Origin of the sequence: Rhizobium sp. Root1334 (assembly GCF_001426665.1) — a bacterium.
Lineage (GTDB): Bacteria > Pseudomonadota > Alphaproteobacteria > Rhizobiales > Rhizobiaceae > Pararhizobium.
This window is the reverse complement of the sequence record NZ_LMEY01000006.1, coordinates 1-13158: the sequence shown is the minus strand read 5'-3', so window position 1 is coordinate 13158 and position 13158 is coordinate 1. Positions and strand designations below refer to the sequence as shown.

Annotated in this window: 11 protein-coding genes and 1 pseudogene; 9 read left to right on the top strand and 3 right to left on the bottom strand. The window is 59.1% G+C overall.

From position 1 onward, the window contains the following. Positions 1-35 precede the first annotated feature (35 nt). Positions 36-1058, bottom strand: coding sequence for a LacI family DNA-binding transcriptional regulator (locus tag ASD36_RS10810; protein WP_112834501.1), 1023 nt, complete (start codon positions 1056-1058; stop codon positions 36-38). Positions 1059-1332: 274 nt separating this feature from the next. Here ASD36_RS10810 and ASD36_RS10800 point away from each other — a divergent pair, with 274 nt between their 5' ends. The 9 genes from ASD36_RS10800 to ASD36_RS10760 all read left to right on the top strand — a co-directional run bounded on the left by ASD36_RS10800 (position 1333) and on the right by ASD36_RS10760 (position 11664). Then, complete coding sequence (locus tag ASD36_RS10800) at positions 1333-2253, top strand: metalloregulator ArsR/SmtB family transcription factor (protein ID WP_060510187.1); 921 nt, start codon at positions 1333-1335, stop codon at positions 2251-2253. A gap of 115 nt (positions 2254-2368) precedes the next feature. Then, positions 2369-3877 carry an alpha-N-arabinofuranosidase gene (locus ASD36_RS10795; RefSeq protein ID WP_060510185.1) on the top strand — a complete coding sequence of 503 codons (1509 nt, stop codon included), beginning with the start codon at positions 2369-2371 and terminating at the stop codon, positions 3875-3877. A 27-nt stretch (positions 3878-3904) separates the two neighbouring features. Continuing rightward, a complete protein-coding gene (gene ugpC / locus ASD36_RS10790; RefSeq protein ID WP_060510182.1) occupies positions 3905-5002 on the top strand; it encodes a sn-glycerol-3-phosphate ABC transporter ATP-binding protein UgpC in 1098 nt (365 codons plus the stop codon). Between the two features lies 1 nt (position 5003). Then, the gene (locus ASD36_RS10785) at positions 5004-5885 is read left to right on the top strand and encodes a sugar ABC transporter permease (protein WP_060503400.1); all 882 of its coding nucleotides are present in this window, start codon (positions 5004-5006) and stop codon (positions 5883-5885) included. Then, positions 5882-6730, top strand: a complete 849-nt coding sequence (locus ASD36_RS10780; protein ID WP_060510181.1) for a carbohydrate ABC transporter permease — start codon at positions 5882-5884, stop codon at positions 6728-6730. Before ASD36_RS10785 ends, ASD36_RS10780 begins: the two co-directional genes overlap by 4 nt. A gap of 78 nt (positions 6731-6808) precedes the next feature. Then, complete coding sequence (locus tag ASD36_RS10775) at positions 6809-8119, top strand: extracellular solute-binding protein (RefSeq protein WP_060510179.1); 1311 nt, start codon at positions 6809-6811, stop codon at positions 8117-8119. Positions 8120-8644: 525 nt separating this feature from the next. Continuing rightward, entirely contained in the window at positions 8645-9154 is a 510-nt protein-coding gene (locus ASD36_RS10770; protein ID WP_060510177.1) for an RNA polymerase sigma factor, read from the top strand. 90 nt (positions 9155-9244) lie between these two features. After that, the gene (locus ASD36_RS10765; protein ID WP_060510175.1) at positions 9245-10177 is read left to right on the top strand and encodes a FecR family protein; all 933 of its coding nucleotides are present in this window, start codon (positions 9245-9247) and stop codon (positions 10175-10177) included. A gap of 122 nt (positions 10178-10299) precedes the next feature. Next, positions 10300-11664 (top strand): TonB-dependent siderophore receptor, encoded by a 1365-nt coding sequence (locus ASD36_RS10760; protein ID WP_060510173.1) that lies wholly within the window; start codon positions 10300-10302, stop codon positions 11662-11664. Positions 11665-11807: 143 nt separating this feature from the next. On the opposite strand, the pseudogene ASD36_RS31335 reads toward ASD36_RS10760, so the two are convergent. Beyond that, positions 11808-12346, bottom strand: a pseudogene (locus tag ASD36_RS31335) (transposase); the annotation flags it as partial. Position 12347: 1 nt separating this feature from the next. After that, positions 12348-13108, bottom strand: a 761-nt coding sequence (locus tag ASD36_RS31330) for an IS256 family transposase (protein ID WP_244489785.1), incomplete at its 3' end; no start/stop codon positions are given. Positions 13109-13158 lie beyond the last annotated feature (50 nt).

Genomic DNA, 13158 nt, shown 5'->3' with positions numbered 1-13158 from the left:
CTCCCAATATGGCGCTATCTCCTCTGGCGCCTTGTTCATTCCCTCGGGTTGTTACTCCCGCACGATTGCCGGACGACCAGCCGGCATGGCAATTTCCTCACTCCCGGCTCGACAGGCCGTCCCTCTGCAAGCGCCAGGACGGTCAGTCCCGCCTGCCGCCCGAGTTCCTTCAGTTCCATGTCCACGGTCGTCAGCGGTGGCCGTGTCTGGGCTGCGACAATCTCCCAATTGTCGAAACCGATGACGGACACATCTTCCGGCACCCTGATCCCCCGCTCGCGCAGCGCGTCGACAGCGCCGCGGGCAATCTGGTCGTTGCCACAGAACAGCGCGTCGGGTTTCTCCCCTGTTCTCGTCCAGATTTCCGCGACGGCCTCATGGCCCCAGCTTTCCGACCAGACGCCGTACATGACCGGCTCGCCGCCACCTGCCGCCTTGCTGTACGCACCGGCTCGTTCGTGCACTGAAAAGAAATCCTTCGGACCGGTGATATGGGCAATGCGCCGACGCCCGGTCTGCAAAAGCCATTCCACCGCAAGCGTTGCTCCGTGCGCATCATCAGACCGGAAGGTGACGCTGTTCGGCGTGCCTTCGGTAAAGGCGTAGACGACCGGAACCGGCAGGTTGGAAAGGTCAACCGGCAGCCGCCTGTCGAGGCGCTTACCGGTGGCGATGATGCCATCGACCTGCTTGTCGAGCATGGCTTCGACATGGATCTGTCCCAGCGCCGGATCATCCTCGATCGCGCAGAGGAAGACGGATACGCCGTGATCGACCAGCGCCTCCGAAACGCCCGCCATGACCGGCAGCGTGAAGCGCCCGTAGGTGTCATTGGTCAGCAGCCCGATGGTGAAGCTGCGCTTGCTGAGCAGGCCACGGGCAAGAGCATTCGGACGGAAGCCGATCTCGCTTGCCACGCGCTTGACCCGCTCCCTAGTCTCGTCTCCCATGCGCCCGTTATTGTTCAGCGCTTTCGACGCGGTCGAAATGCTGACGCCCGCCGCAGCGGCAACGTCATGGATCGTGATCCTCCTTTTTGCTTCCCCAGTCTCCAGAATATCCTCCCTCAGTTGTGTTGAGAAAACCTTTTACCAATCCGACTGTCAAGTGAGAAAAGGTTTTCTCTCGCTTCTTTATGCTGTTGATACAGCAGTGCGCTCGTAACCTTTGCTTCGAGGCTGAAAGCGCCAGGCGGGTGTCGCTGGGTTTCTGTTCAAAAAAGGGAGGCTGGACGCCGGACGACTCTTCTGGCAGGGCGGCGGAGACGTGTCGTGGCGGATTGATCATATCTATTTTTCTGATACACATCAATTTCGCATTCGAGAGGGATATATGAGCACGCGATTTCTGATGATTGGCCCGGAGGACGGGAAGGAGGTGCTGAAATGCCTGGCGGCACCGGCGCGGCTTTCCATGCTGGAACTGCTGCACGCCCGCGGCCCGCTCAACGTCAATGACATTGCCGAAGCGCTCGATTTGCCACAATCGACCACATCGACTCACCTGAATCTGCTGGAGGAAGCGGGTCTCATCCGCACCGAGGTCTCCAAGGCGCGCAAGGGCAGCCAGAAGGTCTGCCATGCCGTGCACGAAGAAATCGTCCTGTCCTTCGCAAGCCCGGCCAAGACCGGCCAGGAAGTGATCGAAGTTGCCATGCCTGTTGGCCTCTACAGTGGCTACGAGGTCGCAGCCCCCTGCGGCATGTGCTCCCGCGACGGTATCATCGGCTATCTCGATAGCCCCGACACATTCCTTACGCCCGACCGGATGAAGGCAGGTTTGCTTTGGTTCACAATGGGATATGTCGAGTATCAGTTCCCTAACAACGCCCGGATCAAGGGTGCAGAAGTCAAGGAGCTGGAGGTTGCGCTGGAACTCTCTTCCGAGGTTCCAGGCACCTCCGACAACTGGCCATCCGACATCACGCTCTCCATCAACGGCAAGGGCATCGGCGCCTGGACCTCGCCGGGTGACTTCGGTGATCGCCGCGGCAAATACACGCCCGACTGGTGGAAGCTGCGGGGCAGCCAATACGGCGTTCTCAAATATTTCCGCGTGACTGAAGAGGGCACGTTTATCGACGGGATCAGGATTTCCGATACGACTCTCACCGATCTCGACCTGCTGGAACACCGTTCGATCCGGCTTCGGATCGAGGTGCCGGAAACGGCGAAGAATCCCGGTGGAATCAATATCTTCGGGCGAGGCTTTGGTAATTATGATCAAGATATCGTGCTGCGGCTGAAGACCTGATTTTCCACTGATTGCATGTTTGCCATTCCAAGGCGGGTTGACGCCCGCAACTTCCTGTGCAAATTATCATACTAATGGATATATATCTGATTTTCAGATATGCAGGGAGGTAAGCATGCGCGCAGTCGGCACAGCACACAGCGGTTACGTCATCGGTACTATCGATCCACGTCTCTACGGCTCTTTCGTCGAGCATCTCGGCCGGGCCGTCTATTCGGGCATCTACGAGCCGGATCATCCGACCGCCGACAAGAACGGCATGCGTCAGGACGTCATTGACCTCGTGCGGGAAGCCAACGTCCCGATCGTGCGATATCCCGGCGGCAACTTTGTCTCTGCTTACGATTGGGAAGACGGCATCGGCCCACGCGAAGAGCGCCCGGTGCGCCTCGATCTTGCCTGGCACAGCTCCGAAAGCAATCATGTCGGCATCCACGAATTTGCCGACTGGGCAGAGGCTGCCAATACCGACATGATGCTGGCCGTCAATCTCGGTTCGCGTGGCTTGGACTCGGCCCGCGCCTTCCTCGAATATGTCAACCATCCGGGCGGCAGCCAGTGGTCGGACCTTCGCCGCAAGAACGGCCGCGAAGAGCCCTGGAACGTCAAGATGTGGTGCCTGGGCAACGAGATGGACGGTCCGTGGCAGATCGGCCAGAAGACGGCGGAAGAGTATGGCCGCATTGCGTTCGAGACCGCCAAGGCCATGCGCGCCTTCGACAAGTCGATCGAACTCGTGGTCTGCGGCTCCTCGTCACCGAAGATGCCGACCTATCCGGCCTGGGAAGCCACCGTTCTCGACTACACCTACGATTCCATCGATTACATCAGCCTGCACATGTATTTCGACAATCATGCGGGCAATACGGCGGACTATCTGGCCCAGAATGCCCGCCTTGACGACTACATCGCCACCATCGCCGGCGTTATCACCTACACCAAGGCGAAGAAGCGCTCGAAGAAGGATGTCTATATCTCCTTCGACGAGTGGAACGTCTGGTACCACTCCCGCGAAGCCGACCGGAAGGTTCTGGAAGGCAATGACGGCTGGCCACATGCCCCGGCGCTGCTGGAAGATATCTACAATTTCGAGGACGTGCTGCAGGTCGGTTGCATTCTCAACACCTTCATCCGCCGTTCGGATGTGGTGAAGGTCGGCTGCCTGGCACAACTCGTCAACGTCATTGCTCCGATCATGACCGTTCCGGGCGGCCCTGCCTGGCGTCAGACGACGTTCTTCCCCTATGCCTATGCGTCAAAGTACGGCCGCGGCAAGGCGCTGAACCTGTCGCTTGATTGCCCAAGTTATTCGACCGATTTCGCCAAGGACGTTTCCTATCTGGACGTTTCCGCCGTCGAAACGGAGGACGATGGCGCGCTGACCTTCTTCATCGTCAACCGTCACCAGACGGAAGTGATCGAACTCGATCTCTCTCTCGAAGGTTTCGGCAGCCGCAAGGTGATCCTCGACAAGGTCATGGAAGGCCACGACCTCCGCGCCGTCAATGGTCCAGGAGCCGAGACGATCGAGCCACGGGATGGCTCGGGCGCATCGGTTACCGAAGGCCGTCTCGTCGCCGCCATCGCGCCGCTGAGCTACCGGATGATCCGGCTCGGCGCGTAAGGCAGACAACGACGGGGAGGAGAAACCATGTCGGCATCGATCGAAATTACCAACGTTACCAAACGTTACGGCGCGCTTGCCGTGCTGGACGACATCTCGTTGTCCATCAAGGCAGGCGAGTTCGTCGTCTTCCTTGGGCCTTCAGGCTGCGGGAAGTCCACGCTTCTGCGCATGATCGCGGGCCTTGAGGACGTGACCGCTGGTACGATCTCTGTCGCTGAACAGCGTGTCGATACGCTGCCGCCCGGCAAGCGCGGCGTCGCCATGGTTTTCCAGTCCTATGCGCTTTATCCGCATATGACGGTTGCCCAGAACATGTCCTTCGGCCTGGAGAACATCGGCCTGCCGAAGGACGAAATCGAGCGCCGTGTCCAGCAGGCGGCGGCGACACTCGAAATCGCCCATCTTCTCGATCGCAAGCCGCAGAAGTTGTCGGGTGGGCAGCGCCAGCGCGTGGCTATCGGCAGAGCTATCGTCAAGGAACCGAAAGCCTTTCTGTTCGACGAGCCATTGTCGAATCTCGACGCCGCCCTTCGCGGCCGCACGCGGCTTGAGCTTGCCCAGTTGCATGCCCGTCTCGGCAGCACGATGATCTTCGTGACGCATGATCAGGTGGAAGCGATGACGCTCGCCGACCGCATCGTCATCATGCACAACCGCAAGATTGAGCAGATCGGCACGCCGATGGAAATCTACCGGCGCCCCGCAAGCCGGTTCGTCGCGGGTTTCGTCGGCTCCCCGGCCATGAATTTCGTGCCGCTCCGAAGCGTAGCTGCCAATGGTCGCACCGTTACAATCGGCGCAAGTGGCCTTGGTGAGATCCATGCCGCGTTTCGTCTGCCGGCAAGCTTTTCGCCTGAGGGGGCAAGTCTCGGCATCCGGGCCGAGGATATAACCGTTCTGCCAGCCGGACAGGCGGGCATCGCGCTCAAGGCCGAAGTCGTCGAGCGGCTTGGTGATCGCACGCTGATCTATGGCCAGCTGGCGGATGGAACGAAGCTGACGGCCGAAACGGACGGACGCAGCGAAGCGCGCGGCGGGGACACGCTGCAGATTGCGCTTGATACCACCGCCATCCACCTGTTCGACGCCGCCGGTACCGCTCACCATTCGGAGGGCGACTGACATGGCCGAGAGCTATCGCCGCAGCCAATGGAGCAACGGCCTCTTCATCCTTCCCTATTTGTCCGTCTTTGCCGTGCTGCTGGTTTTCCCGCTCTTTTGGGGCGCGTGGCTGAGCCTGCACAAGGTTGATCTTTTCGGTCCCGGCCGCTTCGTCGGCCTGGGAAACTATACCCGGGTGCTTGCCGACCCGGTTTTCCTGCAGGCGCTGCGTAACTCAATTATCTTCGTGCTCGTCAGCGTTCCGGCGCTTGTAATACTCGGGCTCTTCCTCGCGCTGGCACTCAACAAGACGACGCGAACGACCTCGTTCCTGCGTGGTCTGTTCTTCTCGTCCTCCGTGCTTTCGGTCACAATCGTGACGCTGATCTGGCGTTTCGTCTTTATCCCCGGCGACGGTCTCTTGGCCGTCATTTCCGAACAGTTCGGCATTCAGCCGGTCAATTTCCTGTCGACCAGCGGCTGGTCGCTGTTCTCCGTTGGCGTCGCTACAGTCTGGTGGTGTCTCGGCCTGCCAATGATGCTGTTCCTCGCCGCTCTGCAGCAGATTCCGAACGATCTCTATGAAGCGGCAGCGCTCGACAATGCCAGCCCCTGGCGTGTGCTGACACGTGTGACGCTGCCCTCGATCGCCCGCACCATCATGCTGGTGACGATCATCCAGATCGTCATGCAGTTCCAGCTGTTCGGCCAGGCGCAGATCATGACCAATGGCGGCCCGAACGGCACATCCCGTCCGCTCGTCATGTATATCTATGAGGTTGGCTTCGTGCGCTGGGACGTCGGCAAGGCCGCTGCAGCATCCGAGTTCCTGTTCCTGATCATTCTCGTCGCGGCGATGGCGCAGTATGTCATCTCAAGCCGCAAGTCGGAGGTTTCCGAATGACGGACCAAACGACCTACCGTCCTGACGCGCTGACCGGCAATCGCACGCTGCTTGTGATCGCCATTATCCTCTCTGTCGTCATGATGGCGCCGGTTGCCTGGCTCGTCGGCCTGTCGATCAAGGACAACAAGGAGCTGATGCTCGGAACGGAATCCGTTTTCGAGCTGCCCTATACGCTCGTCAATTATGTCAACATCATCTACTCGTCGCAGGCCTTTGGCTGGTTCTTCAACAGCCTTGTGGTGGCAATCGGACAGACAGCCGGCGTGCTCGTCCTCGCATCGCTTGCGGGTTATGCCTTCGCCCGCCTCGAGTTTCCGTTCCGGCGCACGATCTTCGTCATCGTGCTGTTCGGTCTGGCCGTGCCGGAACAGGCGGTCATCATCGCCCGACACCAGATGTTCAACTGGTTCGGCCTGCACAATTCCTTTATCGGGCTGATGCTGCCCGGCATGTCGTCCGCCTTCGGCGTCTTCCTGATGACCCAGTTCTTCAAGGCGATCCCCAAGGAGATCGACGAGGCAGCCCTTCTCGACAATGCCTCGCCGCTGCGGATCTTCTGGAAGGTCTTGCTGCCCTTGACGCTGCCGGCCCAGGCGACCCTCGGCATCTTCACCTTCCTGCATGCCTGGAACGACTACTGGTGGCCGCTGATCTCTGCGACGAAGAAGGAGATGTTCACGCTCACCATCGGCATCGCCTCGTCGCAGACCAATTTCGCCCAGAGCGAAGGACTTGGTTTCCTCAGTGCCCAGGCGGTCTTTGCCAGCCTGCCGGTGCTGATCGTCTACGTGATTTTCCAGCGCCATATCGTGACCGCGGTTTCGGGCGGCGCCGTGAAATGACTATTGCTGCGGCCAGGAGGAATGGCCGCAATGGGTTTCAACGGGGCGGGGAGCCCCTTTCAAAGGGAGAGACAGACCATGAGACGTTTTCTACTCAGCACGGCAGCGTTAATTGCGCTGGCCTGCGCCACGTCGGCTCAGGCGCAGACCAAGATCGAACTACAGCGCTTCTTCGGCGCCTGCGATGCGGACTACGGCAAGGTGACAGACGTCTCCAAGGCTGTCGGCGAATGCGGCATTATCACTTCCCTGATCAACAAGTTCGAAGCCGACAATCCGGATATTGACGTCAATGTGACCACCGTCGAGTGGCCGGGCTACGACCAGCTCAATGCCCAGCTCGCATCGGGTGCAGCACCCGACGTCGTGTCGATGCACTATTCGGCGATCTCCGACTATCAGTCGCGCGGCCTGATCGACCCGATCGACGACGTCCTGTCCGCCCAGGGCATCTCGCCCGATAGCTTCACCGATGCGGCCCGGGGCGGCGTTACCAAGGAAGGCCACCTGTTCGGCCTGCCGTTCGACAACTGGACCATGCTCTTCCACGTCAACCTGAACCTGATGAAACAGGCCGGCCTTGTTAACGCCGATGGAACGCCAATTCTGCCAACGTCCGCCGAAGAGTTGATCGCCCAAGGCAAGCAGTTCAAGGAAAAGACCGGCAAGCCGTACCTCGTGCAAATTCTTGCCAATGAGACGGCAGCCTATGCCCGCGTTCTCTATACGCTGCTGCAACAGCAGAATGCCGACTTCTTCGCTGATCCAACGAAGATCACGCTGAACACGCCGGAAGCCAAGAACGTCGTCGAGCTGATGAAAAAGATCAAGGACGAAGGTCTAACGACCACCGGCCTCGATTATGCGGCCTCCGTCACTTCGTTCACCAATGGCGACGGCGGCATCGCGGTCAACGGCACCTGGCTGATCGGTGATTTCGTTGCCCAGTCGGAAAAGGAAGGTACGGCGCTTTCCGGCGGCTACACCGTTTACCCGGTCCCGCAGCTCTATCCTGGCCGCGACAGCACCTATGCCGACGGCCATAGCTGGGTCATGCCGCACAAGGACCGTACGCCGGAACAGACCGAAGCAATCGGCAAGCTCTTCAAGTTCCTGGCCGAAAACGACTTCCAGTGGGCCCGCACCGGTCACCTTCCGGCCGTCAAGGCCGTCTTCGCAATGCCGGAATTCAAGGCACTGCCGCATCGTGAAAACATTGCGGAGATCGCCGAGACTGGCCGTTCTCTGCCGGGCGCCGTCCAGCGCCAGTTTGCCATTCAGGACATCATCGGCGAAGAAGTCGGTGCAGCTGTGAACGGCGACAAGAGCATCGACGAAGCCCTTGGCAGCGCTGAAAGCCGCATCAACGACCTGCTTGCCAATATCTGATTGTTGCGATCTGAATGCTCATCAAGGACGCAGGAACCCGTTCCTGCGTCCCGACATTTTTTGCCGGCCGCCATGTGCCGGCGTTCGCCTTACGGCCATGGAACGATGGCCGGACCCGGTCATCCCTAAGTTCGCAACGGCAAGGCCGATTTTCATCTGAGTAAATACCGCAAATCTTCGTATCGGGAGGCGACGAGCCGGCAAGCTTGGCCGGCACATTTCCAAAATATCAGGCGTTCGATCTGCTGGGGAAAATTGCCGGCAGAGGTGCCGCAGTGTTTCTTGTCAGCCATGATCGTCGGGTTCTTGCGGAACGGGTGCCGGTCTATTCCCAAATTCCTTCATCGGCGGGCTGTAAATCGGGTCCGATGAGGGCGGCTTGCTCGAGGCGGCGGGCCGTTCGCAGAGAACACGAACGGCCATCCCGAATCTTTTAATATGACTTCTTTACTCCACTATTGTCAGCCGATCGTCAAACCGGTATTGCGTCGAAAACAATTGCGAGCAGACGGCAGGAGCGAAGGGATGGCAAGTTACGACGACGAGCTCGTGGCCGCTTTCGCGCGCAATGAACGCCGGATCAAGCGGTACCTCATCAGCAGAACGCGCTCGCACGCCGATGCAGACGACTTGGCGCAGGAAGCCTGGATCAAGCTCGCCCGCAACGGCGCTGCGGCCTTGACCGCGCCCGTGCCCTACCTGATGCGGATCGCGCGAACCCTCGCGGTCGATCACGACCGGGGACAAAAGCGCAAGCTAACCTCCGGCGACATCGATATCCTGCTGTCTGTTCCAGACGAACAGCCGGGACCGGAGAAGCAGATCGAAGACCGGGATCAGATCCGTTGCCTGATGCATATCATGGACGAACTCCCCGAACGCCAGCGAAAAATGCTGGTAGCATGCCGGCTTGAGCAGCGCCGCCATGCCGATATCGCTGCGGAATTTGGCGTGTCCGTCCGCACTGTCGAACTGGAAATCCGCAAAGCGGTCGACTATTGCAGCGAGCGGCTTGAAACAATAAACCGGGCCTGACATTTCGGCTTTTCGTTTTTCAATCGTTGATAGTTTTAGAAGCAGGTATACGCATCCTGTCACGAACGCGCATAGGGAAGGGAGCGGAAGTTGGACGATAATTTCGAAGCTCTCAAGCGCGAAGCGACAGCCTGGATCGTCCGCCTTACATCCGGTACGGCAACGACGGAGGATGCAGAGGCGCTGTTGCGCTGGCGCTCCCGCAGCACCGCGCATGAGCAGGCCTTCCAGCAATCGGCTCGGCTGTGGAAGAATCTCGGTCCAGCGCTTGCCAAGGTCACGAAGCCATCTGCGGCAACCTTGACGAGGCGTTCCTTTCTTGCGGCTGGAAGTCTTGCGGCCAGTGCGGCCGGTGCTAGTATAGTCCTGTCGGAACTCGGATTTCTGCCGCCGGTTAACGCCATGATGGCGGATTACGCCACCGCGATAGGGGAGCAGCGGACGGTTGAATTACCCGATGGTTCGATGACGACGCTTGACGGTGGCACGACCCTTTCCCTCGATTATTCTCCATCGGCGCGGCACCTTGTGCTGACATCAGGCGCGGCCGTCTTCGATGTCGTTCCTGACGCTGCCCGGCCCTTTGTGGTGACCGCCGCTAACGGCAACACGACGGCAACCGGTACGTCCTTTTCGGTGAAGCATGGCGAAGACGATGTTTCAGTCGAATGTCTTCAGGGACATATCAACGTGCAATGTCTGGCCAACAGCGATCTCGCCGGCGGCGAAGGCATCAGCTATTCGCAGGCCGGGCTCGGCGAAAAAGTGGCAACCGATGCCGAAACGGCCGCGGCGTGGCGGCGGGGACTGCTGATCTTCAAGGACCGGTCGCTGGCCGACGTGGTGTCGGACCTCAACCGCCATCGCCGTGGCAAAGTGATGATTGCCAGCAGTAATCTGCGCTTGCGCCGGATGTCCGGTGTGTTTCATCTCGATCGTCCCGAAGAAATCCTGGCGCATCTGGAAGAGACACTACAGGTTCGCCCTGTCAGCCTGATCGGCGGCATTGTATTGCTCAGATAGCCAACACGCTTTTCTACAAAAAAACTTGAGAAAAAATTTCGGGTTTGTGGATCCGGATCGTTTTCCCCAATAGAGGCCGCGTCAATGGACGGCGCAGCGACGATTGCATTGGGGACATTGGCATGGGGCAGTTCATCGCCGGAAGGCAAGACCATCACGGCAAGATGGCATACAAATGGCGGATTGCACGCCTGTCGGCCTCCATCGCATTTGCGGCTCTTGTCATTGCCCCCTCGATGGTCTTCGCACAGGAAAGCATCAGCTATTCTATTCCCGCCGGCTCGCTTGATCGCGGTCTGACGAGGTTCGGCGCTGCGAGCGGCATCCAGGTTCTCTACAACAGTGCTGTCGCCAACGGACTGAACACTGCGGGTATCAGCGGTCCGCTTTCTCCAGAGGCGGCATTGCGGGGTCTTCTTGCCAATACGGGGCTGACATACCGTTTTACCGGTCCAAAGAGTGTGACGGTCACCAACCCGGCACAGGCGTCGGACGCGGTCGCGGTTGAAGGCGCGACACCGCTGCAGACGATTACGGTACAGGGCGGAGAAAATGCCTGGGGCCATGTCGATGGTGTTGTCGCAGAACGCTCGGGCACGGGTACGAAAACCGACACTCCAATTGAAAAAATCCCTCAGACGATCAATGTGGTGACCGCAGACGAAGTCGCCGCTCGAGGCGCTGTCAGCGTTACGGAAGCGCTTCGCTACACGCCGGGGATAAACGTCAATGGTTTTACCGACGCCAACCAGATCGCCGATGAAATTACGTCCCGGAGCTTTGCGCCGGCCCCCCTCTATCTCGACGGCGCCTATCTGCCATATGCCGGTAGCCTCGGCGGCGCGCTTCAGATCGATCCGTACTGGCTGGAGCGCATTGAGGTTCTCAAAGGTCCCGCTTCGGTTCTCTATGGACAGAACCAGCCGGGTGGCATCATCAATCTCGTCACGAAGAAACCTCTGAGCACACCGTATCATGAGGTGAAAGTCGGCTATGGCAGTGATGATCAGAAGGAAGTCGGCGTCGATTTCAGTGGTCCCGTCAACTCGGACCAGACTCTGCTCTACCGGTTTACAGGTCTTGTGACGGGCGGTGATGACCAGATTGATTTTACCAAGAGCAACCGTGCCTTTGCTGCGCCAAGCCTGACATTCGAGCCGACTGATCAGACGTCGGTCACGCTCTACGGCCAGTATCAGCATGACGGTGGAGTTCCCGATTATCAACCCTTGCCATATATCGGCACGGTCGTTCCCGGCCCAGATGGGAAGTTCATCAGCCGCGATCTGTTCACCGGTGAACGGGGATGGAACGATTTCGAGCGAGACCAATATGTTCTGGGGGCAGATCTGGATCATTCGTTCAGCGATACCGTCAAACTTCGCTCACGTGTCCGCTACGTCGATGTTCAGGATGACTACAAAGGCTACTATATTAATCGCTTCATCACCAATCCCGATCGTGTCCCAGGGAGTGGTGTAGCTTAGACGACCACGGCTCATCCCAGAGGGTCGGATGAGTATCAGCGCGCCACTGCCGGCAAGCTGATGAGAGGATCATCGCNCGATCGTGTCCCAGGGAGTGGTGTAGCTTAGACGACCACGGCTCATCCCAGAGGGTCGGATGAGTATCAGCGCGCCACTGCCGGCAAGCTGATGAGAGGATCATCGCTCATTTGTCCGATGGTTTCCAGCGTCATGTATCGAGCCCGTTGAACCGCCCACTCATCGTTCTGTTCGAGCAGCAACGCGCCGACGAGCCGGATGATAGCCTCATCATTGGGAAAGATACCAACCACTTCGGTGCGTCGCTTAATCTCTCCGTTGAGGCGCTCGATGGGATTGGTGCTGTGAAGCTTGGCCCAATGCTGCTTTGGAAAGGTCATGTAGGCCAGCACATCGCTCTCGGCCTCATCCATCAAACTGGCCAGTTTCGGCACCTTCGGCCTGATCTGATCAGCGACGCTGCGCCACTGTGTGCTGGCGGCCTCAGGCGTCTCCTGAGCAAACGCTGTGGCGATGAAAGCGGAGACGACGCGTCTGCCGCTCTTTCCGGCATGCGCCAAAGCATTCCTCATGAAGTGGACCCGGCAACGCTGCCAGGTCGCATTCAGCACCTTGCTAACGGCCGTCTTGATGCTCTCATGGGCATCGGAGACGACGAGCTTCANTTCCTCATGAAGTGGACCCGGCAACGCTGCCAGGTCGCATTCAGCACCTTGCTAACGGCCGTCTTGATGCTCTCATGGGCATCGGAGACGACGAGCTTCACACCTCTCAAACCCCGGCGCGTCAGCTTGCGCAGGAACTCCGTCCAGATCGGCTCGGCCTCGGATGTGCCGATCTCCAACCCAAGCACCTCCCGGCGTCCATCGGCATTGACGCCGACAGCGATGATGGCTGCGACAGAAACAATACGACCGCCGCGTCTCACCTTCAGATAAGTGGCATCGATCCAGATGTATGGCCATTCGCCTTCAATGGGTCGGTCGAGGAAGGCTTTGACCTTAACGTCGATCTCCTCGCAAAGTCGTGAGACCTGGCTCTTGGAGATGCCCGACATGCCCATGGCCTTGACCAAATCATCGACCGAGCGTGTCGAGATACCCTGGATATAAGCCTCCTGGATAACCGCTGTCAGAGCCTTCTCGGCCATGCGACGGGGTTCGAGGAAGCTTGGGAAGTAACTGCCTGTCCGCAGCTTGGGAATACGCAGCTCCACCGTTCCGGCTCGCGTTTCCCAATCTCTATCACGATAGCCGTTGCGCTGGGCGACACGAAGCGCGCTCTTCTCGCCATAGCCTGCACCGGTCGCAGCGCCAACTTCCAGTGCCATCAGCTTCTCGGCGGCAAAGCCGATCATATCGCGCAGCAAATCTGCGTCTGCGCTCTTCTCAACAAGCGAACGCAGGTTCATCATATCGTCGGTCATCGGTGGTGTCCTTCAGGTTGGTTCTAAGCAACCCGACCCTACCGGAAATC